The following is a 22,229-nucleotide window of genomic DNA, read 5'->3' on the forward strand; positions in this document are numbered from 1 at the left end:
GCACGCGCCCTCGCCATCCTGTCCGGCCTTCCGCGCACCGTCCCGCGCGGCACGCGGGCGCCAAATGTCGCTTCCGCAAAAACTACTGTCGCTTGCATGAAAGTCAGCGACCCGGTTCCGTCGAACAATTCCAGTCCAGACGGCCGGCGGGCGCTCATGTTCCGCCACGGAGAAATGTCGATGCTGGACACCACCGATACCCCGCTGAAGTCGCTGATCCGCCGCCGCAAGCCGGGCTACAGCCTGGAAGCTCCGTTCTACACCAGCCCCGAAATCTTCGAGGCGGACATGGATGTCATCTTCGGCCGGCACTGGATCTTCGTCGGTGTCGAGCCCGACATCCCCGAGCCGGGCGACGCCATGGCGCTCGACATCGGCAAGTACGCCATCACCATCGTGCGCGACGACGATAACGAGGTCCGCGCCTTCCACAATGTGTGCCGCCATCGCGGCGCGCGGCTGGTGCTGGACTACAAGACCACGGTCGGCAACCTGGTCTGCCGCTATCATTCCTGGACCTATGGGCTGGATGGCAAGCTGCTGTTCGCCGAGCATATGGGCGCGGACTTCGACCCCGGTTGCCACGGGCTGAAGCCGGTGCATTGCCGTTCGCTGGAAGGGCTGATCTTCATCTGCCTGTCGGACGAGCCGCCCGCCGATTTCGACATCATGGCGGCGCGGATGGCGCCCTATCTCGCCCCCCACGACCTGCGAAACGCCAAGGTCGCCTTCGAGAAGGACATCATCGAGCCCGGCAACTGGAAGCTCACCATGGAGAACAACCGCGAGTGCTACCACTGCGCGGGCAATCATCCCGAGCTGACCGTGCCGCTCTTCGCCTATGGCTTCGGCTTCGCCCCGGAGGAACTGGACGAGCACGGCCGCAAGGAGGCCGAGGATTACGCCAAGCTCATCACCACCTCGCACCGCGAGTGGGAGAGCTGCGGCTTCCCCTCCGAGATGGTCGAGCACCTCGACGACATGGTGACCGGCTTCCGTACCGAGCGCCTGCCGCTGGCCGGCGACGGCGAGAGCCACACCAACGACACCCGCGCCGCCTGCCGGAAGCTGCTCGGCACGATCAACGATCCCCGCCACGGCGCGCTGCATTTCTGGACCCAGCCGAATTCCTGGCACCACTTCATGTCCGACCATGCCGTGGTGTTCTCGGTGCTGCCGCTCGATGCCGAGCGCTCGCTGCTGCGCACGAAATGGCTGGTGCACAAGGACGCGGTCGAGGGCGTGGACTACGACATCGAGAACCTCACCGCGGTGTGGGACGCCACCAACGACCAGGATTCCACGCTGGTGGGCTATTGCCAGGAAGGCGCGCGCAGCCCGGCCTACGAGCCCGGCCCCTACTCGCCCCATACCGAGATGCTCGTGGACAAGTTCTGCAACTGGTACATCGGCCGCATGGCCGAGCATGTGGGGCGGTGAGGCATGAGCGCCCACACAACGGACGCCTCCACACTTCCCCAAAATTCTAGCTCCCCACGTTCGGCCTCGCCGGAGCCCGCCGCCGCGCGCCTTGCCGGCGCGCTTCCGGCGTGGAACCCGGAACTCGACGACACGCTGGTGGTGCGTGCCGTGCGTGAGGAAACGCCGGACGTGAAGACCTTCGTGCTGGCGCCGGAAAAGCCGTGCCTGTTCCAGTTCACGCCCGGCCAGTTCCTCACCCTCGATCTCGACATTGACGGCGAGAGCGTCAACCGCTGCTACACCATCGCCTCCGCCCCCACGCGCCCGCACACCCTCGCCATCACGGTGAAACGGGTGCCGGGCGGGCCGGTGTCGAACTTCCTGCACGAGCACGTCCGGGTCGGTTCCATCCTGCGCGCGGTCGGGCCGATGGGCGATTTCTCCTGCTTCACGCAGGGCACGTCCTCGCCGCTGCCGCGCTACCTGTTCCTCTCCGGCGGCTCGGGCATCACGCCGCTGATGTCGATGGCCCGGACCTTCCATGACCTTGCCGAGCCGCGCGACATCGTGTTCGTGCATGCGGCCCGCTCGCCGGTGGACATCGTGTTTCGTGGCGAGCTGGAGCTGATGGCGCGCAACCAGCCGCAATCGTTCCGCTTCGCGCCGGTCTGCGAGGCCGACAGCCCGCGCGAGCCCTGGTACGGGCTGCGGGGGCGGCTCACTCCCGGCCTGCTCAACCACATCGCCCCGGACTATCTGCAACGCGAGATCTTCGTCTGCGGCCCGGCCCCGTTCATGGCGGCGGTGCGCGAGATGCTGAAGGGCGCGGGCTACGACATGGCCCGCCACCACGAGGAAAGCTTCGATTTCGGCGAGTTGGCCCGCGCCGAGCCGGAGGTCGCGGCCGATGTCGTCTCGGCTGAGGCGCTGGCGGCGGTACAGGGCGCGGTGGCGCCGAGCGCGACGACCTACACCATCGAGTTCGCCCGGCAGAAGCGCAGCATCGAATGCCGCTCGGACATGTTCGTGCTCGATGCGGCGCGCCGCGCCGGGGTGCGCCTGCCCTCGTCCTGCTCCAGGGGCCTGTGCGGCACCTGCAAGTCGAAGCTCATTTCGGGCACGGTCGACATGAAGCACGGCGGCGGCATTCGCCAGCGCGAAATCGACGCCGGCATGGCGCTGCTGTGCTGCTCGCGGCCGACCAGCGATCTTGTCGTCGACCGCTGATGCCGGTGCGGGCGGAGATGCCTCAGCGGAAGCGCTGGACCACGCCGCCCACCGCATCCTTCAGCGTGTCGTAGGCCGCCTCGGTGCCCTCGACCGCGCGGTCGAACATCTCGCCGGGCGCGGGCAGGTCGAGCCATTGGTCGTCCTCGGCCTTCGCCGGCTGGGGCTGGGCCTGCGAAGGGCCCATTCCCGCCGGGTAGGACGAATGGACCACCAGCGGGTCGCGGGTGTCGCAGGCCGCGCCGCAATCGTCGAAGCGCTCGACCCCGGACGGCATGCTCACATCCTCACGCGCCTCCTGCCCGGCAAGCCGGGACCCGGACGCCTGACGGGCCCCCTCCGCCGTGCCGTGGGCGCGCGTCGGCCGATACACCGCGTCGGGTGCGATGGCGCGCACATAGGTGGGTGCCGACAACGGCGCTGTGGCCGCCGCCGTTGTCGCCGCGTCGCCCGTCGCGGACGAGGAGGAGATCACGCGCACCACATCCGGCGGCGCTGCCCGGTTCAGCGCGGTGTTCGCGGACGGGTCGGAAGGACTGGTGCCGACGAGATAGGTGCCCACGGCGAGCATCGCGGCGAAGCCCAGAGGGAGCAGCACGCGGCCGGGCAGCCAGCCGTGAAACCGGGCGAGCGGGGTCGCGGGAATTTTGGCAAGTGGCATGGTCGTCTCTCTCAGCGAGAATCCGTTTGGTCTGGTGACCATTTCCCGCAGCGGGCGCGACTTTTTTGCGGCGGCAATGGTACCGGGCAGCGGCCATGCGCGGGTCATTCTGCGCGCCCTTTTCTGAATGTGGTGACTTTTTCTGAACATGGATCCTTGTCACATTCGGCAACAGTCAATGACCGGGTCCGCCGCCGTGATCGATCTCGCCTCCCTGACGCGTATCGGCTTCCTCACCCTTCCCAACCATTCGATGATCGCCTGCACCAGCGCGCTGGAGGCGCTGAGAATGGCGAACTACGTCGCCGAGGCGCCGCTCTATTCCTGGCACGTGATCACGCTGGACGGCGCCCCCGCCACCGCCAGCAACGGGCTCAGCCTCGCTCCCACCGTGGCGGTGCATGAAGCGGGGCCGCTCGATCTGCTGCTGGTGTGCGGCGGTGTCGACGTGCGCCACGCCGCCACCGCGCCAATTGCGGATGCGCTGCGCCGCCTCGCCCGGCGCGGGGTGGCGCTGGGCGCGCTGTGCACCGGCAGCTTCGTGCTGGCCGATGCCGGCCTGCTCGATTTCCACCGCTGCGCGGTGCACTGGGAGAACCTGTCCTCGATCCGCGAGGAATTCCCCGAGATCGATTTCGTCGAGGAGGCCTTCGTCATCGACCGCGACCGGCTGACCTGCACCGGCGGCATCGCCCCGCTGGACATGATGCTGGCGCTGATCGCCGCACGCGGCGGACGCGCCCTGGCCGACAAGGTGTCGGAACAGTTCATCATCGACCGCAGCGCCCGCCTGCCACAGGCCCGCGCCCGCCCTCGCCCGGCGCTGCCCGACCCCACGCTCGCCCGCGCGGTGAAGCTGATGGAGGGCACGATCGAGCAGCCCCCCAGCATCGCGGCCATCGCCCGCCGGCTCGATGTCTCCCCCCGCCATCTGGAGCGCCTGTTCCAGCGCCATCTGGGCACCGGGCCGGCCGCCTACCAGCTCGGTCTGCGGCTGGAGCGGGCGCGCGAGCTGCTGCGGCTCTCGCCACTGCCGATCACCGATGTCGGCCTCGCCTGCGGTTTCCAGTCGGCGGCGCACTTCTCCACCGCCTATGCCCGCCGCTTCGGGCGCCCGCCCAGCCGGGAACGCACCGGGGCTGGCGCGCCGCGCCCGGGCGGACACACGATGTAAGTGTTGGTGATTATGCAATTACGCCGTTCATGGTATTAATTACACAAGGCATCTGCCGCCTTTCCGACGGGTGCGGATCTGACCGCGCGACATCATGAACGCCCCTTTGAAACCGACGGGCTACCGTTATCTGGCTGCCCGCTATTCCAGTCTGACCGCCGGCATGCTGGCCCCCGAGCGTACCCCGCTCGCCGATGCCTGGCTTGGCCTTCCCATGACCTTCGTGGCCGGCGCGACCAATGCGGGCGGCCTGCTCGCCGTTGGCCAGTACACCTCGCACATGTCGGGCATCGTGTCGGCGGTGGCCGATCATGCCGTGGTCGGCGCGGTGGATCTGGTGCTGGCCGGGTTCGGCGCGCTCATCGCCTTCATCGTCGGCGCGGCGACCTCCGCCGTGCTGGTGAACTGGGGCCGCCTGCATTTCGCCGGCCGCGAATACGCGCTGCCGCTGATGCTGGAAGGCTGCCTGCTGCTCGCCTTCGGCCTGCTCGGCACCTATACGCGCCATTCCAGCCTGGCGCTCGGCGTCGAGGTGGCGGTGCTCTGCTTCATCATGGGGCTGCAGAACGCCACCGTGACCAAGATGTCCGGCGCCAAGATCCGCACCACCCACATGACCGGCATCGTCACCGATATCGGCATCGAGCTGGGCAAGCTGTTCTACATGAACCGCAACCGGCGCGGCACCAGCCACCCGCTGGTGCTGGCGGACCGCGAAAAGCTGAAGCTGCTGTCCCTGTTCCTGGGCAGCTTCTTCTTCGGCGGCCTCATTGGCGCGCTCGGCTTCAGCTATGTCGGCTTCGTCTTCTCGGTGCCGCTGGCGCTGCTCGTGTTCGCGCTGGCCGGGCCTTCCGCCTTTCGCATCCTGCTGCGCTAGGGGCGGGTCGCTTCGCTACCGGTCCGATGGCGCAAAGCTTCTGTTCGCCATAGGCGAAAGCGACTTAATCTGCGACCATCCGCGCGGACAGGCCGGGCGAAGGAGCGTGCGCCACCCCCATGATCGCCAATGCCGAGGCCCTGCTCAAGCCGCTGACCATCAAGGGCGTGACCCTCCGCAACCGGGTGATGTCGACCTCGCACGCACCGGGCTATGGCAAGGACGGCAAGCCGCAGGAGCGCTACCAGCTCTACCACATGGAAAAGGCCAAGGGCGGCATCGGCCTCACCATGTTCGGCGGGTCCTCCTCCGTCGCCATCGACAGCCCCGCCGCGCCCTGGGCGCAGATCTCGGTCGCCGACGACAGCGTCATCCCCTATTTCCAGCAGTTCACCGAGCGCGTGCACGCCCACGGCGCCAAGCTGATGATCCAGCTCACCCATATGGGCCGGCGCACCAAATGGGACACCGAGAACTGGTTTCCCACCCTTTCCGCCTCGGTGCGACGGGAGCCGGCCTCGCGCACGATCCCTCGCGCCATGGACAGGAACGACATCCGCCGCGTGGTGGCCTCGTTTGCCGCCGCGGCGCGCCGCTGCAAGGAAGGCGGGCTCGACGGCTGCGAGATCTCCGCCGCCCATGGCCATCTCGTCGACCAGTTCTGGTCGCCGAGCGTGAACCAGCGCTCGGACGAGTATGGCGGCAGCCTGGAAAACCGCATGCGCTTCGGCATCGAGGTGCTGGAGGCGATGCGCGAGGCGGCGGGCGACGACTACGTCATCGGCATGCGCATGTCCGGCGACGAGATGATCGCCGACGGCCTGTCCCATGAGGACTGCGTCGCCATCGCCGCCGAATACTCCCGGCGCGGGCTGGTCGATTTCCTCAACATCCTCGGCGGGCAGGCGCGCGACCACATCGCCCACGCCATCTCGCTGCCGAACATGTCCTTTCCCGTGGCGCCGTTCCTTTTCCTGCCCAGCGCGATCAAGCGCGAGGTGGACGTGCCGATCTTCCACGCCCAGCGCGTGACCGATCTCGCCACCGCCGCGCGCGCGGTGGCGGAAGGCCATGTCGACATGGTGGCGATGACCCGCGCGCACATTGCCGACCCCCATCTGGTCAAAAAACTCACCGAGGGCCGCGAGGACGATATCCGCCAGTGCGTCGGCGCCGGCTACTGCATCGACCGCATCTATGTCGGCGGCGACGCGTTGTGCATCCAGAACGCGGCGACGGGGCGCGAGGCGACCATGCCGCACGTCATCCCGCGCGCGGAGGTCGCGCGCAAGGTGGTCGTGGTCGGCGCCGGGCCCGGCGGGCTCGAAGCCGCGCGCGTCTGCGCCGAGCGCGGGCACAAGGTGGTGCTGTTCGAGAAAGAGCCCTTCGCGGGCGGGCAGATCAACATCGCCGCCCGTGCCGGCTGGCGCGAAGCCCTGTCGGGCATTCCGCGCTGGCTGTTCGCGCAGGTCACCAAGAAGGGCGTCGACATCCGCCTCGGCACCGAGGCGACGCCCGAGGCCGTGCTGGCGGAGGCGCCGGACGTCGTCATCATGGCGACGGGCGGCCTGCCCGCCACCGGCCATGCGAAGGGCCACGAGCACGTGGTGACGACCTGGGACGTGCTCACCGGCCGTGTCGAGCCCACCGGCTCGGTGCTGGTCTATGACGAGATCGGCGGCCACAACGCGGCCTCCACCGCCGAGGTGCTGGCCCGGCGCGGCTGCCTGGTCGAGATCGCCACCCATGACCGCATGGTGGCCGAAGAGGTCGGCACCACCAACCAGCCGATCCACCTGCGCGAACTCTACAAGCTCGGCGTGGTGATGAGCCCGAACATGGAGCTGATCGAGATCTTTCCCGAGGGAAACCGCCTCATTGCCGCGCTGCGCAACACCATGACCGACGCCGAGGAGGAACGGGTGATCGACCGCGTCGTCGTCGACTACGGCACCCTGCCGGTCGAGGCCCTGTTCGAGGCGCTGCGCGCCCGCTCAGTCAATGATGGCGAGACCGATCTGGACGCGCTGGTCGCCGGCCGCCCGCAACGCTGGAGCGGCCAGCCGGGCTTCGCGCTCTACCGCGTGGGCGACGCCTGGGCGGGGCGCAACATCCACGCCGCGATCTACGACTCGCTCCGCCTGTGCAAGGATCTGTGACGCCCATGGCGCGCGCCGGGCACACCGCCACACACGGGAGCTATGCCGCTTCCACCCGGCCTGTTCTCCGGCGGCCCTCAGGTGCGGACGTCCCGCCCGCCGTCCGCTCCCGCGCCCCGGCGCCGCGCCCGCACGCTTCCTCCCTGTCGCCACGGTGCAGGCGGCCGGGCAGTCGGCAGGCAGCCCTTCGCGCGGTCCGCGCGGCCTTCCTGAGGCGGGCGCTTCGCTGGCGCGCCGCCCACCCCGCCCGCACCTCCTTCCGCCGCGTCCCCCCTCGCGGGCCGCGCGGATGAGCGCCCCCGGGCTCGGCCTCCCCCTCCTCGTGCTCGCCCTGACCGTGCTGGCCGGGGTGATGGTGAGCCGGCGCATCGCGCTCTGGCGCGTCGGCCGCCCGGCACGGGTAGACTGGACGCGCGGCCTGCTCGCCCTGCCGAAACGCTACCTCGTGGACGTGCACCATGTGGTCGGGCGCGACCCTTACGCCGCCCGCATGCACGCGCTGGCGGCCGGCGGGCTGCTCGCCGGCTCCGGCCTTGCCTTGCTGGCGCTGGTGCCCGTTCTCGGTGCCTCGCGGCTGTTCTGGCTCCTCATCGCGCTCGCCTTCGGCATGGCGCTGGCGGGCGGCTTCATGGTCGGGCGGCGGCGCCTGCCGGTGCGGCCGGCGCGGCTGTCGGGCGGGCGGTTCCAGCGTCTGCCCTTCTTGCTCGCCGCCTATGCCGCCGGCGCGTTGCTGGTCGCGCTCGATGCCGCGCTGGGTGGCCACCTCACGGCGCTTTCCTGGCCCGGACTGGTGCTGGCGGCGGCGGGCGGGCTGGGGCTGGTGCTCCAGCTCGACACCGGACCGATGCGCCACGCCTTTGCCGGCGCGCTGCATCTGGTGGCCCATCCCCGGCCGGCGCGCTTCGAAGGGGTGCGCGAAACCGCGCTCGCCCCGCTCGATCTTGACGCCGCGCGCCTTCCTGGTGTGCGCCTTCCTGGTGTGCGCCTTCCTGGCGTGCGCCTTGGCATCGCGGAGCCTGCCGATTTCGCCTGGAACCGCCTTGTCGGCTTCGATGCCTGCATCCAGTGCGGGCGCTGCGAGGTAGCGTGCCCGGCCTTCGCCGCCGGCCAGCCGCTGAACCCGAAGCGGCTGATCCAGGATCTGGCGAGCGCCCTCCAGCCGGGCGCCACCAATGCCACCTATGCCGGCAGCCCCTACCCCCATGCGCGCGAGGTCGCCGGCATCGGCGGGCCCGACCTGCCGCTTGTCGGGACCGGCGCCATGATCCACCCGGACACGCTGTGGTCCTGCACCACGTGCCGGGCCTGCGTCGAGGAATGCCCGATGATGATCGAGCATGTCGACGCCATCGTCGGGATGCGCCGGTTCCAGACGCTGGAGCTGGGCGCGGTGCCGGAAAAGGCCGCGGCCCCGCTCTCCGAGCTGCGCTATGCCGACGAGCCGCAGGGCCGCGCGCTCTCCGCCCGGACCGATTTCGCCGCCGGGCTGGAGCTGCCGCGGATTGGCCCGCGCGGCGCGGAGATCCTGCTCTGGCTGGGCGAGGGCGCTTACGACCTGCGCCATGGGCGCACGCTGCGCGCGCTGGTGGCGCTGCTCCACCGCGCGGGCGTCGACTTCGCCGTGCTCGGGGATGAGGAGCGCGACTGCGGCGATCTCGCCCGCCGGCTCGGGGACGAAGCGACCTTCCAGCGTCTGGCGCGGGCGAACATCTCGACGCTGGCGCGCCACTCCTTCCGCCGCATTCTCACCGCCGACCCGCATGCGCTGCACGTGCTGCGCAACGAGTACCGCGCCTTCGGCGGCGTGTTCGAGGTGATCCACCACACCGCCCTGCTCGACGAGCTGGTCGCCGCCGGCCGGCTCCCCCTCGCGCCACTGGCGCGCGCGGTGACCTATCACGACCCCTGCTATCTCGGGCGCTACAATGGCGAGATCGACGCCCCCCGGCGGCTTATCGACCGGCTGGGCCTGGCGCGTGTCGAGATGGAGCGCGCGGGCCGGCGCTCCATGTGCTGCGGCGGCGGGGGCGGCGCGCCGCTCAGCGACATCGAAGGCGAACGGCGCATTCCCGACATCCGCATGGCGCAGGCCGCCGCCACCGGCGCCGGCACCCTCGCCGTGGCCTGCCCGCAATGCACGGCGATGCTGGAAGGCGTCACCGGCGCCCGGCCCGAGGTGCGCGATATCGCCGAACTGGTGCTGGAAGCGGTCGAGGCGGCGCCGTCCGCCCGCCACGCGGAGCTGGCGTCATGAGCGAGACCCCGCGCCGTCCGCGCCGCGATCCACGCCGGGAGCGCCTCCAGCACCGGATCGAGGCCGGCGCCCGCCCGCGCTTCGATCTTGCCGCCGCGCCCGGTGACAGCGAACGCCCGCGCCGCGACCCGCGCGCGGAGCGCCGCCTCGCCGAGGTGCCCGGCACGCCGCGCCTGCGCCTCGATCGGACCCAGCGCGTCGCCGCCGCCGCACGCCCCTCCCCCGCGCCGGTGCCCGATGCCGGGCCGCGCCTTGTTGCCATTGCCGAGCCGGCTTTCCTTGTCGCCGTGGTGCCCGACGCCCCGCAGGGACGGCTCACCCCCCATGATCGCCAGCTGTTCGGCGCCGCGCGCCTGCTTGCCGATGCCGGGGGCGGCGCGGTGCTGGCGCTGGGGACGTGCGAAGACCTCGCCCGTGCCGGTGCCGACCGCGTGTTGCCACTTCCTGTAGCCGGCTACGATCCCGAAGCGCGCGCGATGGCGCTGCACGCCGTGCTGGCCGCGCTGGACATTCGCCACGCCCTGCTGCCGGAGAGCCCGGAGGGCGGCGATCTCGCGCGCCGGCTTGCCGCGCTCCTCGACGAACCGCTGTTTGCCGGCGCCGAAAGCCTGAACGCGCAGGCCGTGACCCGCCCCGCGCGCGGGCGCCGCATCGAGCAACGCCGGTCCCCGCCCCGGCTGATCACGCTGGCCGCCGACGCCGCGCTCCCCCATGCGGGCACGCTGCACGAGGCGCTCGATGTCGCCTTCGCGTTCCCCCCGCTCATGCCCGGCGCCATTCTGTCCGCCGAGGCGGTGCCGGCCGATCCCGCCCTCGTACCGCTCGCCGAGGCCGACTTCGTGGTCGCGGCGGGCAATGGCGTGGTCGATTTCGGCACGTTCCACGCGCTGGTCGAGGCGCTGCACGCCACGCCCGGCGCGAGCCGCATGGTGTGTGATGCCGGGTTGATGCCGCGCGCCGCACAGGTCGGCGCCTCGGGCACGGTGCTGGAGGCACGCTGCTATTTCGCGCTTGGCATCGCCGGCGCGCCCCAGCACCTGCAGGGCGTGGCGCGCTGCCAGCATGTGGTGGCGGTCAACACCGATCTGCACGCCGCCATGGTCGAGCGTGCCGGCCTCGCCATCATCGCCGACGCGCAGCAGGTAATGCCCGCATTGCTGCGCGAGCTGGCCAGGGAGGCGGGCGAATGAGCGAGGTGCCGCACATCGTCGTGCTGCTCTCGGCCGGGCGCCATCCGGTGTCGGGGCGGCACTGCCCGGTGCCGGTCGAACTGCAGGCCATCGGGCTCGGCCATATGCTGTGCGGCACGGGGGCGGCGGACGCGATCACCGGCCTTCACGCGGGGCCCGGCACCCCGGCGCTCGCCGACGCGCTGGGCCACGGGCTCGCGCGGCTGGTGCATCTGGAAACCGGGGGCGAAGATGACCCTCTCCCCAGCCTCATCGCCGCGCTGCGCGAGGAGGCTCCCGCACTCATTCTGGCCGGCCGCGCCGGACAGGGCGGCGAGGACACGGGCACACTGCCCTATGCGCTGGCCCGCGCGCTGAGCCTGCCTATCGTGGCAGACGCGGTCGCGCTCAAATCCGGTCCGCTGCCGGGCACGCTGCAGGTCGAGCAGGCCCTGCCGAGGGGCGCCCGCCGGCGCCTGGTGGTGCGGCTGCCGGCGGTCATCACCGTGCATCCGGCCGCGCCCGCGCCACGTCCCTTCGCCTTCGCCGCGCGGACGCGGGGCGAGGTGGAGCAAAGGCCCGGCGTCCCCTCACCCCGGAACGCGCCTGCCCAAGCGATCGAGGAGCGTCCCTATCGCCCCCGACCCCGGCTCATCGCCAAGAGCGCGGCCGGCGCCAGCGCGGCCGAACGGCTGAAGGCCGCGACGGAGGCCGCAAGCGGCGGCGGGCGACTATTGGTTGATCCCGCGCCGGAAGAAGCGGCGCGGGAGATCCTCGCCCATCTGCGCGGCCTTGGCGTGCTGCGGCGCTGAACGCGCCCACTCGGCGCGGCGCTATCAGCGCTGCGCCACCTGCCAGTTCGGTGCCACGTAATAGGGCGCATTGGAGGGTGCCAGCAGCGCGTTGCCGAGAATATGGTCGGCGCCCTTCTCGGCGATCATGATGGTGGGCGCGTTGAGATTGGCATTGGTGATGGAGGGCATCACCGAGGAATCCACCACGCGCAGCCCTTCCACCCCGATCACCCGCAACTGCGCGTCGACCACCGCCATCGGGTCGTCCGCCGCCCCCATCTTGCAGGTACAGGAGGGGTGGTAGGCGCTCTCGGTATGCTCGCGCACGAAGGCGTCGATATCCTCGTCCGAGGTGCAGTCCGCCCCCGGCTGGATCTCGCGGCCGCGATAGGGATCGAAGGCGGCCTGCGCGAAGATCTCGCGGGTCAGGCGCACGCTGGCGCGCATCTCCACCAGATCGTCGGGATGGGTGAGGTAGTTGAATTGGATGCGCGGGGCCTCAAGAGGGTCGGCCGAGCGCAGCCGCACCCAGCCCCGGCTCTTGGAGCGCATCGGCCCGACATGGGCCTGGAAGCCATGTTCATTGGCCATGCCCTTGCCGTCATAGGTCACCGCCAGCGGCAGGAAGTGGAACTGCAGGTCCGGCGTTTCCACGCCCGGCCGCGAGCGAATGAACCCGCAGGTCTCGAAATGGTTGGTCGCGCCCAGCCCCTTGCGCGTCGCCAGCCAGCGCGCGCCGATCAGCCCGCGCCCGATCAGGCCCATATGCGCATAGAGCGAGATCGGCTGCGTGCAGGCGACCTGAAAATAGAACTCGGGGTGGTCCTGCAAATTCTCCCCGACGCCAGCACGATGGGCGACGACAGGAATGTCGTGCGCGCGCAATTCGTCCGCCGGCCCGATGCCCGACAGCTTGAGGATCTGGGGCGAGCTTATCGGCCCGCCCGAGAGCACCACCTCGCGGGCGGCGCGGACGGTGAAGTTCTGACTGCCGCGCGACCAGGCGACGCCCACCGCGCGGCGCCCCTCGAACAGGAGGCGGCTCACCCGCGCGCCGGTCTCCACCTTCAGGTTGGGCCGTTTCAGGGCGGGCCTCAGATAGGCATTCGCCGCCGACCAGCGCACGCCGTCCTTCACGGTCATGTCCATCCGGCCGAAGCCTTCCTGGCTGTAGCCGTTCACATCCGGGCTGACGGGATAGCCGGCCTGCCGCGCGGCTTCCACGAAGGCGCCGTAGAGCGGGTTCTCCAGCGTGCCGTAGCTGGTGGTGAGTGGCCCCTCATCGCCGCGATAGGCATCGCCGCCCGCGCGGCGCCCTTCCGCCCGGCGGAAATAGGGCAGCACGTCGGCATAGGACCAGCCCCGCGCGCCCTCTTGCTGCCAGCGGTCGAAATCCGCCGGATGGCCGCGCATGTAGACCATGCCGTTGATGGAGCTGGAGCCGCCGAGCACCTTGCCGCGCGGGCAGTGCAGCCGGCGCCCGTTCAGCCCGGGCTCCGGCTCGGTCTCGTACATCCAGTTGTACTTCTTCATGTTCATCGGAATGGAGAGCGCGCTCGGCATCTGGATGAAGATGGAGCGGTCCGAACCGCCATATTCCAGCACCAGCACGCTGTTGCGGCCGTCCGCGCTCAGCCGGTCCGCCAGTACGCAGCCGGCCGAGCCGGCGCCGATGATCACATAGTCGAAGGTCTCGGGGGCCGTTTTGCGCATCAGTAGGGTGCCTCGACATGGCCGAGATTGACGTAGACGCTCTTCAGCTGGGTGTAGTGTTCGATGGCCGCCTTGCCGTTCTCGCGGCCGAGGCCCGACTGCTTCACGCCGCCGAAGGGCAGCTCGATCGGCGTGATGTTGTAGTGGTTGATCCAGCAGGTGCCGACTTCAAGCTGGTTGATCACCCGATGCCCGCGCGCGAGATCCTTGGTGAACACGCCGGCGGCGAGACCGTATTCGGTGTCGTTGGCCCGCGCGATCACCTCGTCCTCGTCCGAGAAGGACAGTACCGCCATGACCGGGCCGAAGATCTCCTCGCGCACGATGCTCATCGCCTCGGTGCAGCCGTCGAACACGGTGGGAGCGACGAAGCAGCCCCTGTCGAGGCCGTTCGCGGTCACCCGCGCGCCGCCCGCCAGCAGCTTCGCCCCCTCGGCCTTGCCGCGGGCGATGTAGGACAACACCTTCTCCATGTGCTCGGGCGAGATCAGCGCCCCGACCTGTGTCGCGGGGTCGAGCGGGTCGCCGACAACCATCCGGCTCACGCGGGCGACCAGTTTTTCGAGGAAGGCCGCGCGCACACGCTCATGCACGAAGACGCGGGTGCCGTTGGAGCACACTTCGCCGGCGGAGTAGAAATTCGCCAGCATCGCGCCGGAAACCGCGTCGTCGAGGTCGGCGTCGTCGAAAACGATCAGCGGCGACTTTCCTCCCAGCTCCAGCGTGACGTATTTCAGCGTGCCGGCGGCGTCCGCCATCACCTTCTTTCCGGTGCCGACCTCGCCGGTCAGCGAGACCTTGGCGATGGCGGGGTGGCGGGTGAGCAGCCGGCCGGTGTCGGCAAAGCCGTTCACCACGTTGAACACCCCCGCCGGCACGCCGGCCTCGGTCATGATCTCGGCGAGCTTGAGCGCGGTGAGCGGGGTCAGTTCCGCCGGCTTGAAGATCATGGCGTTGCCGCAGGCGAGTGCGGGCGCGCTCTTCCAGCAGGCGATCTGCAGCGGATAGTTCCAGGCGCCGATGCCGGCGACGACGCCGAGCGGCTCGCGGCGGGTATAGCCGAAGGCGGACGGGCCGAGATCGACATGCTCGCCCGACAGCCCGGCGGCGAGACCGGCATAGTACTCGATGCAGTCCGCCCCCGAGAGCACGTCGACGACGCTCGTCTCCTGGATCGGCTTGCCGGTGTCGAGTGTCTCCAGATGGGCGAGTTCGTCGTTGCGCGCGCGCAGCAGGTCGGCGACGCGCTTGAGAATGCGCCCACGCTCCGCACCGGTCATCGCGGCCCAGCTCTTTTGAGCCACACGCGCCACACTGACCGCCTCATCGACCTCACGCTCCATGGCGATTTCGAGCGTGGCGAGCACCTCGCCGGTCGCGGGGTTGCGGGTCTCGAAGGTCTGCCCGCCGGTCGGGCGGTAATGTCCGCCAATGTGGTTGGCGTGGGTCTGGATGGGTGCGGTCATGGAGGATCCGTTGAGTGGAATGGCCGGGGCGGCGGCGGCGATCTGGGCGTCGACGAAGGCGCTCGCGACCTGCCGGGCGCTCACCGAATCCGTCTCGCCGGCGGCGGAAAGGCTGGAGCGCAGCCACAGCCCGTCGATCACGGCGGCAATGGTGATCGCGATGCGGTGAACGTCGCTATCAACCACCAACCCTCTGAGATCATGGCGTAAATTCGCGAGCATGCGGGCCTGGTAAATGCGCTGGACCCGGCGCAGGCGGTCGGAATGCAGCACCTGCCCCCAGAAGGCGAGCCACACGCTGGAGGTGCACTGGTCGAATTCCTCGGGTGCCAGATTGGCGTCGATCAGGGCCTGTACGCGGGCCCTTGGCCCTCGCGCCGCGCGCAGCCGCGCCGCCGTCGCGCGGTACAGGCGCAGCGAGAGAAAGCGCAGCGTTGCTTCGAGCAACCCGTCCTTGTCGCCGAAATAATGCGCCACAAGGCCTGGCGACACGCCGGCCCGACGGGCGATCTGCGACAGCGTCGAGGCGTTGAAGCCGATCTCGGCAAGGGAATCGATCGTCGCCTCGATAAGCTGGCGGCGGCGCACGTCCTCAGGCTCGCGGCGCCGGGTCTCCTCGCCGCCCGGCCCCGCATGGCGCCGGCCGGAAAGATCGTGCGCATGCACGCTAGCTGGGGCCACAATCGTCTCCTTGACTGACACGTCGGCGCGAGGCATTGCGAGTTATTGAATGAACGTACAATACATCGATTGCCTTCGGACAGGAAGTCCCGCGACGGGCGATACCGTTCTGTCGCAAGGGTTCAAGGCGGACGTCGACTTTCGCCAACCTGCCTCGAATCAACGCAGAATTGTCCTCTAGCATGGACATAAAATGCGCGTGACAAATGCCTTTTAGGTGTATTGAATAGTCATTCAAGAGAAGCCTCCAGAGGCCGCATCGGCATCCGACGCACCCGCGCGTCGAAGATGTCGCGAGAGTCGATCGTGTTCGCGTGCCGCTTGGTGTCCGCCGCGACGCCGGTCGGCGGAGCGGTATTCCCGCTCTTCACCGCGACATTGCGAACCGGCTCCGACTTGTCGGAACGGATCGGAACGGGCTTGGCGTGACGCGGCCCCGGTTCCATGATCCCGCAGGATGCAAACGGGAACAGAAACGATGCGCACCTTGAAATTCAGGCCGGTAAAGCTGTTTGTCGCTGCCGCCCTCGGGCTCACTCTCGCCCTTCCCTCGCTCCACGCTGAAGCTGCCGAACCCGCCGCCTGCAAGACGGTGCGGTTTGCCGATGTCGGCTGGACCGACATCACAGCCACCACCGCCATCACCTCGTCGATCCTGGAAGCCTTGGGCTACACCACCAAGACCCAGGTGCTTTCGGTGCCGGTGACCTACAAATCAATGCAGACCAAGGACATCGACGTCTTCCTCGGCAACTGGATGCCGACCATGGAAGCCGACCTCGCCCCCTACCGCGAGGACAAGACGGTCGAGGTCATCGGCGTGAACCTTGAGGGCGCCAAATACACACTGGCCGTGCCGACCTATCTCTATAATGAGGGCCTCAAGTCCTTCGCGGACATTGGGAAATTCAAGAAGCAGCTCGACGGCAAGATTTACGGCATCGAGCCCGGCAACGATGGCAACCGCCTGATCCTCGACATGATCAAGGACGACAAGTTCGGGCTGAAGGGCTTCGACCTCGTCGAATCCAGCGAGCAGGGCATGCTGGCCCAGGTCGAGCGCGCTACCCGACGCAAGGAAGCCATCGTCTTCCTCGGCTGGGAGCCCCACCCGATGAATTCGAAGTATGAGATGAGCTATCTGTCGGGTGGCGACGACGTGTTCGGCCCCGATTTTGGCGGCGCCACGATCTACACCAACACCCGCGCCGGCTATGTCGCCGAATGCCCCAATGTCGGCACCCTGATCAAGAACCTGAAATTCTCTCTCAATGCGGAGAATGTGGTGATGGGCTACATCCTGCTCGACGCCATGGACCCCGCCAAGGCCGCGACCAAGTGGCTGAAGGCCAATCCGGCGGTTTGGGAGCCCTGGCTCGCCGGCGTGACCACGATCGACGGCAAGCCCGCGGTACCCGCGGTGAAGGCCAGCCTCGGCCTCTGATGCCCTGACACGGGCCCTTGCGCCTCAGCGGCGGCAAGGGCCCCCTCAGGCAAGATCCGGACAACGCCGCTCCGTCACACCGAAGGTCGCGCGTCGTACATGTCCGGCGGAACGTGCACAGCCGGCAGGCCACGCGCCTTCACGCCCAACCTGAAATTGAGGCCGGACCCGATGTATGACTGGCTGACCGATCACAAGATCCCGCTGGGGCTCTGGCTTAGGGACTTCGTCGACCTGCTGACGACCCACGGACAGGACTTCTTCGACCTGATCTCGCTGGTGCTCGGCACCCTCATCGACGGCATCACCGCTGCGCTGCTCTTCGTGCCGCCGCTCCTTCTGATCGCGCTGTTCGCCCTCGCCGCCTGGCTGGTGCATCGCTCGATCGGGCTCACCGTCTTCATCCTCGGCGCACTGCTGCTGGTGGCCAATCTGGGCTATTGGGAAGCGACGATGGAGACGCTCTCCCTCGTTTTCTGCGCCACACTGGTCTGCGTCGTGGTCGGAGTGCCGATCGGCATCGCCGCCGCGCATCGTCCCTGGATCTACACCGCCATCCGGCCGATCCTCGACCTCATGCAGACCATCCCGACCTTCGTTTACCTGATCCCGACGCTGGTTCTGTTCGGGCTCGGCGCGGTGCCGGGGCTGATCTCGACGGTGATCTTCTCCATTCCCGCCCCGATCCGCCTGACCCATCTCGGAATTTCTTCGGTACCACCCGCGCTTTATGAAGCGGGGAAAGCCTTCGGTGCCACCAAGACGCAGCTGCTGTTCAAGATTGAGTTGCCTCACGCACTGCCGACCATCATGGCTGGTATTACCCAGTGCATCATGCTGAGCCTTTCGATGGTGGTCATCGCGGCACTGGTCGGTGCGGATGGACTAGGCAAGCCGGTGGTGCGCGCACTCAACTCGGTCAACATCGCCATGGGCTTCGAGGCCGGCCTTGCCATCGTCGTGCTGGCGATCGTGCTGGATCGCGTGTGCAAGCGGCCCGAACGCCGCTCCCGGAAAGGGTGAGATACGCCATGCCGGCCGTGGAATTCCGCAATATCGACATCGTCTTCGGCACCGACCAGAAGCGCGCGCTAAAGCTCATCGACGAGGGCCGCACGCGCGAAGAGATCCTCTCCACGACGGGCGCCGTTCTGGGTGCGGCGGGGGTGAGCCTTGCCGTGGAGCGCGGCGAGATCTGCGTGCTGATGGGGCTTTCCGGATCGGGCAAGTCCACCATTCTGCGCGCCATAAATCGACTGAACGAGGTGGCGCGCGGCGAAGTCATCGTCGAGCACAAGGGCGCCGCGATCGATGTCGCTCACTGCGACGAGGGCACGCTGCGCGACATTCGAATGCACACGGTCTCCATGGTGTTCCAGCAGTTCGGACTGCTGCCCTGGCGCACGGTGCGTGACAATGTGGGCTTCGGTCTGGAACTGCGCGGCATGCCGGCGGCCGAGCGCACCCGTATCGTGGACGAAAAGCTCGCCATGGTCGGCCTTACCAACTGGGCCGAGAAATACACCAATGAACTCTCCGGTGGCATGCAGCAGCGCGTCGGCCTCGCTCGTGCTTTTGCGACCGATGCCGATATCCTCCTCATGGACGAACCCTTCTCGGCGCTCGACCCGCTGATCCGCGACAAGTTGCAAGACGAGTTGCTCGACCTGCAGCGGCGTATCCACAAGACCATCGTTTTCGTCAGCCACGACCTCGATGAGGCGCTCAAGCTCGGCAACAAGATCGCCATCATGGAAGGCGGGCGCATCGTCCAGGCCGGAACGGCCGAGGACATTCTGCTCCGTCCGGCCAATGAATATGTCGCCGAGTTCGTGAAGCATATGAACCCGCTCAACGTGCTGCGCGGCACCGCCGTGATGCGCCCGGCGGCGAGCCTGCCGCGCGACGGGGACACGGTGGTCCTCGACAAGGCCGGCCGCGTGAGGGTGAAGATCGATGATGAGGGTCGCCCCATCAGCATCGATCTCGACGGCCGCGCCGGCCTGCTGGCAACAGCCGATGGCGATGCCGGCACCATCGACGACAGGCTCGCGATCGCCTGCGACTGCATTGTCGCGCCCGTCGATCTTCGTCTCAAAGCCGCGATCGAGCTGAAGCGCCACACCGACCTGCCAATCCTGCTGGTCGATGACCTCGGGCGCCTCGCCGGACTGTGCGACGACGACGAAATCTATCGCGGGTTGCTGCGACGGCTCGACGGCTAGACTGCCCCCTGGGGCGCCTGTTCGGGGAGTGTTGCGTCAGGCCGCTGCGGCGGAACCGACGGCCTCGACAACATCAGCCACCACGGATTCGACAAGCGCGCGGTCATCGCCTTCGCCCATCACGCGGATCACCGGCTCCGTTCCCGAGGGACGGATCAGCAGGCGGCCATGGCTGTTCAGCTTCAGCTCGGCTGCGGCGATAGCCTTGATGACACCGTCATCCTCCAGCGGCCGCCCTTTCTTGTACCGCACATTCTTCAGTATCTGCGGCAGCGGATCGAAGCAGTGGCACACTTCCGAAACCGGCTTCTGGCGGCGCTGCACCATGGCAAGCACCTGAAGTGCGGCGACCAGCCCGTCACCCGTGGTCGAATAGTCCGACAGGATGATGTGGCCGGACTGCTCGCCACCAACATTGTAGCCATCAGCCCGCATGCGCTCCAGCACGTAGCGGTCGCCAACCGGCGTACGCACCAGCGAGAGCCCGCGACCGGCCAAATGTCGCTCAAGGCCAAGATTCGACATGACCGTAGCAACGATGCCTGCGCGCGTGAGGCGCCCCTCATCCTGGAAGCTCTCGGCAACCACAGCCATGAGCTGGTCTCCGTCGACCAGATGGCCCTTCTCATCAACGATCAGCACGCGGTCCGCGTCGCCGTCGAGCGCGATGCCAATGTCGGCGCGGACTTCGCGCACCTTCGCCATCAGCGCCTCTGGGGCGGTCGACCCGACTTCGTGGTTGATGTTGAAACCATCCGGCTTGTCACCGATGGCGATCACCTCGCAGCCGAGCTCCCACAGCGCCTCGGGGGCCACGCGGTACCCCGCGCCGTTGGCACAGTCGACCACCACGCGGATGCCCTCGAAGGACTGGTTACGCGGCAAGGTGCGCTTGGCGAACTCGATATAGCGTGCATGTACGCTCTCCAGCCGCTTGGCGCGCCCCATCTGAGCCGGTTGCGCAAGCCGGGACGACATGTCGGTATTGATGAGGTCTTCGATCTCGCTCTCAATGGCGTCCGAGAGCTTGTAGCCATCGGGCCCGAACAGCTTGATTCCATTGTCGTCAAAGGGGTTGTGCGACGCCGAAATCATTACACCGAGATCCGCCCGCATGGAATGAGTCAACATGGCGACCGCCGGCGTCGGCATCGGGCCAAGCAGCAGCACATCCATGCCGACAGAGGTGAAACCGGCGACCAACGCGTTTTCGATCATGTAGCCGGACAGGCGGGTGTCCTTGCCGATGACCACGCGATGCCGGTGCTCGCCGCGATGGAAAACGAAGCCCGCAGCCATGCCGACGCGCAGCGCCAGCTCAGGCGTGAGGATCCCGTTGGCGCGGCCGCGAATACCGTCCGTGCCAAAATATGTGCGTGCCATTCTCTGCCCCTTGAGGACCGCCCCACCTTTCGGTCCGTCGACCTTCAAACGAAAGCGTGCGCGCAGCTAACCCGCGCGCACCACTGTTTCACGTCTCTAGCACCGACGATGACGCAAAGGGTTTCACAAAGTGTAAGCACACCTTGCAACGCAACTCAGCCGTGCTCCACCGCGGCTGCCGCTGCCGCCACTTCTCGCTCGGCTTCCTCGGTGCTTCGCACGCCATTGAAGAAGGCGTTCAGTATGACCGCCGCGATAGCGGCAAGGAGAATCCCCGACTCGAGGAGGGGATGCAGCGCGTGGGGGAGGTTCTTGAAGAAGTTGGGCGCCACCTGGGGAATCATCCCGAAGCCGACCGCTACCGCGACCACGTAGAGATTGAAGCGGTTATTGCGGAAGTCGACACTGGTGAGGATACGCGCACCGGTCGCAGCCACCATCCCGAACATCACCAGACCGGCGCCGCCGAGCACGACCTGCGGCACGGCCTCGACGATCGCCGCCATCTTGGGAAGCAGCCCGAGCCCCAGCATGATCACGCCACCGGCGGCGGTCACATAGCGAGAGCGTACCCCGGTGACGCCCACAAGTCCGACATTCTGCGAGAAGGATGTGTAGGGGAAGGTGTTGAAGAGGCCGCCCAGCAGTGTGCCCACGCCATCCGCGCGCAGACCAGCCGTGAGATCAGCGCGGTCGATGCTCTTGCCCGTCATGTCGCCCAGCGCGAGAAACATGCCGAGCGATTCGATCATGACGACGATCATCACAAGGCACATCGTCAGCACAGGCACGATGTAAAACTCGGGCATGCCGAAGTGAAACGGGACGACGACGCCGAACCAATCGGCCTGCGCCACCTTCTCGAAGTGCATCACGCCGATCACGCTTGCCAGCGCGCAACCGGCAATGATGCCCAGCAGCACGGCGACATTTGCGACGAACCCCTTTCCCCACTTGGTAAGCGCGAGAATGACGACAAGCACGAACAGCGCAATCGCAAGGCCGCCGACCTGGGCGTAATTTGGGTTGGGAAAGGAGCCGCGCACGCCATCGACCACTTTGGTCACCGTCGGCAGACCGCCTCCGGCCCAGTTAATGCCGACCCTCATCAGCGAAATGCCGATCACCATGATGATCGTACCTGTCACCACAGGCGGGAACAGCGGCAGCAGCCGCGAGACGAAGGGGGCGATGACGATGCCAAAGATACCGGCGGCGATCACCGAGCCGTAGATGCCCAGAATGCCGATATCTCCCGTGGTGGCGATCGAGAGCATCGGCCCGACCGAGGCGAAGGTCACCCCCATCATGACCGGGAGACGGATACCGACACCGGGAAAGCCGAGGCTCTGGATAAGTGTGGCAAGGCCACAGACAAAAAGGTCGGCGCTGATGAGGAAGGCGACATCCTCGGGAGGAAGCTTCAGCGCCCGTCCGACGATAAGCGGCACCGCCACGGCGCCTGCATACATGACCAAAACGTGCTGCAGGCCAAGCGTGGTGAGCCGCGGCCAGGGCAGCTTCTCATCTACCGGATGCACTTTCGCTGTCATGTAACCCTCCGCTGCTGGGCCCCGGGG

Annotated in this window: 17 protein-coding genes; 12 read left to right on the top strand and 5 right to left on the bottom strand. The window is 68.0% G+C overall.

The genetic code is table 11. The features are described 5' to 3' along the window. Positions 1-180 precede the first annotated feature (180 nt). Together G3A50_RS06235 and G3A50_RS06240 are read left to right on the top strand one after the other, a co-directional pair. Positions 181-1,440, top strand: coding sequence for an aromatic ring-hydroxylating oxygenase subunit alpha (locus G3A50_RS06235; RefSeq protein ID WP_163074451.1), 1,260 nt, complete (start codon positions 181-183; stop codon positions 1,438-1,440). A 3-nt stretch (positions 1,441-1,443) separates the two neighbouring features. Beyond that, a complete protein-coding gene (locus G3A50_RS06240) occupies positions 1,444-2,649 on the top strand; it encodes an FAD-binding oxidoreductase (protein WP_163074452.1) in 1,206 nt (401 codons plus the stop codon). Between the two features lie 22 nt (positions 2,650-2,671). On the opposite strand, the gene G3A50_RS06245 is transcribed toward G3A50_RS06240, so the two are convergent. Further along, positions 2,672-3,310, bottom strand: a complete 639-nt coding sequence (locus tag G3A50_RS06245) for a hypothetical protein (protein ID WP_163074453.1) — start codon at positions 3,308-3,310, stop codon at positions 2,672-2,674. Here G3A50_RS06245 and G3A50_RS22805 point away from each other — a divergent pair. The 7 genes from G3A50_RS22805 (at position 3,309) to G3A50_RS06275 (ending at position 11,755) form a co-directional block, all read left to right on the top strand. Next, positions 3,309-3,437: a hypothetical protein gene (locus G3A50_RS22805; protein ID WP_281355843.1), complete on the top strand. Its 129-nt coding sequence runs from the start codon at positions 3,309-3,311 to the stop codon at positions 3,435-3,437. The two genes, G3A50_RS06245 and G3A50_RS22805, sit on opposite strands and share 2 nt — an antisense overlap. Before the next feature lie 51 nt (positions 3,438-3,488). Then, positions 3,489-4,484 carry a GlxA family transcriptional regulator gene (locus G3A50_RS06250; RefSeq protein WP_246252176.1) on the top strand — a complete coding sequence of 332 codons (996 nt, stop codon included), beginning with the start codon at positions 3,489-3,491 and terminating at the stop codon, positions 4,482-4,484. Positions 4,485-4,578: 94 nt separating this feature from the next. Next, entirely contained in the window at positions 4,579-5,361 is a 783-nt protein-coding gene (locus G3A50_RS06255; RefSeq protein WP_163074454.1) for a YoaK family protein, read from the top strand. 119 nt (positions 5,362-5,480) lie between these two features. Continuing rightward, complete coding sequence (locus tag G3A50_RS06260) at positions 5,481-7,520, top strand: NADH:flavin oxidoreductase (RefSeq protein WP_163074455.1); 2,040 nt, start codon at positions 5,481-5,483, stop codon at positions 7,518-7,520. A gap of 289 nt (positions 7,521-7,809) precedes the next feature. Further along, on the top strand, positions 7,810-9,774 hold the full coding sequence (locus G3A50_RS06265; RefSeq protein ID WP_163074456.1) for a DUF3483 domain-containing protein: 1,965 nt from the start codon (positions 7,810-7,812) through the stop codon (positions 9,772-9,774). Next, positions 9,771-10,964 (top strand): electron transfer flavoprotein subunit alpha/FixB family protein, encoded by a 1,194-nt coding sequence (locus tag G3A50_RS06270; RefSeq protein ID WP_163074457.1) that lies wholly within the window; start codon positions 9,771-9,773, stop codon positions 10,962-10,964. Before G3A50_RS06265 ends, G3A50_RS06270 begins: the two co-directional genes overlap by 4 nt. After that, entirely contained in the window at positions 10,961-11,755 is a 795-nt protein-coding gene (locus G3A50_RS06275) for an adenine nucleotide alpha hydrolase family protein (RefSeq protein WP_163074458.1), read from the top strand. Before G3A50_RS06270 ends, G3A50_RS06275 begins: the two co-directional genes overlap by 4 nt. Positions 11,756-11,779: 24 nt before the next feature. On the opposite strand, the gene betA is transcribed toward G3A50_RS06275, so the two are convergent. Further along, positions 11,780-13,450: a choline dehydrogenase gene (gene betA, locus G3A50_RS06280; RefSeq protein ID WP_163074459.1), complete on the bottom strand. Its 1,671-nt coding sequence runs from the start codon at positions 13,448-13,450 to the stop codon at positions 11,780-11,782. Further along, entirely contained in the window at positions 13,450-15,633 is a 2,184-nt protein-coding gene (betB, locus tag G3A50_RS06285; RefSeq protein ID WP_163074460.1) for a betaine-aldehyde dehydrogenase, read from the bottom strand. Before betB ends, betA begins: the two co-directional genes overlap by 1 nt. 442 nt (positions 15,634-16,075) lie before the next feature. Between betB and G3A50_RS06290 the strand changes: the two genes are divergently transcribed. The 3 genes from G3A50_RS06290 (at position 16,076) to choV (ending at position 19,266) form a co-directional block, all read left to right on the top strand. Next, positions 16,076-17,041 carry a choline ABC transporter substrate-binding protein gene (locus G3A50_RS06290; protein WP_163074461.1) on the top strand — a complete coding sequence of 322 codons (966 nt, stop codon included), beginning with the start codon at positions 16,076-16,078 and terminating at the stop codon, positions 17,039-17,041. Between the two features lie 171 nt (positions 17,042-17,212). Continuing rightward, a complete protein-coding gene (gene choW, locus G3A50_RS06295; RefSeq protein WP_163074462.1) occupies positions 17,213-18,064 on the top strand; it encodes a choline ABC transporter permease subunit in 852 nt (283 codons plus the stop codon). 8 nt (positions 18,065-18,072) lie between these two features. Continuing rightward, the gene (choV, locus tag G3A50_RS06300; RefSeq protein ID WP_163074463.1) at positions 18,073-19,266 is read left to right on the top strand and encodes a choline ABC transporter ATP-binding protein; all 1,194 of its coding nucleotides are present in this window, start codon (positions 18,073-18,075) and stop codon (positions 19,264-19,266) included. A 36-nt stretch (positions 19,267-19,302) separates the two neighbouring features. Here choV and glmM read toward each other — a convergent pair whose 3' ends face one another. Together glmM and G3A50_RS06310 are read right to left on the bottom strand one after the other, a co-directional pair. Continuing rightward, positions 19,303-20,649 carry a phosphoglucosamine mutase gene (gene glmM / locus G3A50_RS06305; protein ID WP_163074464.1) on the bottom strand — a complete coding sequence of 449 codons (1,347 nt, stop codon included), beginning with the start codon at positions 20,647-20,649 and terminating at the stop codon, positions 19,303-19,305. Between the two features lie 155 nt (positions 20,650-20,804). Next, positions 20,805-22,202: a nucleobase:cation symporter-2 family protein gene (locus G3A50_RS06310; protein WP_163074465.1), complete on the bottom strand. Its 1,398-nt coding sequence runs from the start codon at positions 22,200-22,202 to the stop codon at positions 20,805-20,807. Positions 22,203-22,229 lie beyond the last annotated feature (27 nt).

Origin of the sequence: Ancylobacter pratisalsi, assembly GCF_010669125.1 — a bacterium.
In the GTDB taxonomy this organism is placed as follows: domain Bacteria; phylum Pseudomonadota; class Alphaproteobacteria; order Rhizobiales; family Xanthobacteraceae; genus Ancylobacter; species Ancylobacter pratisalsi.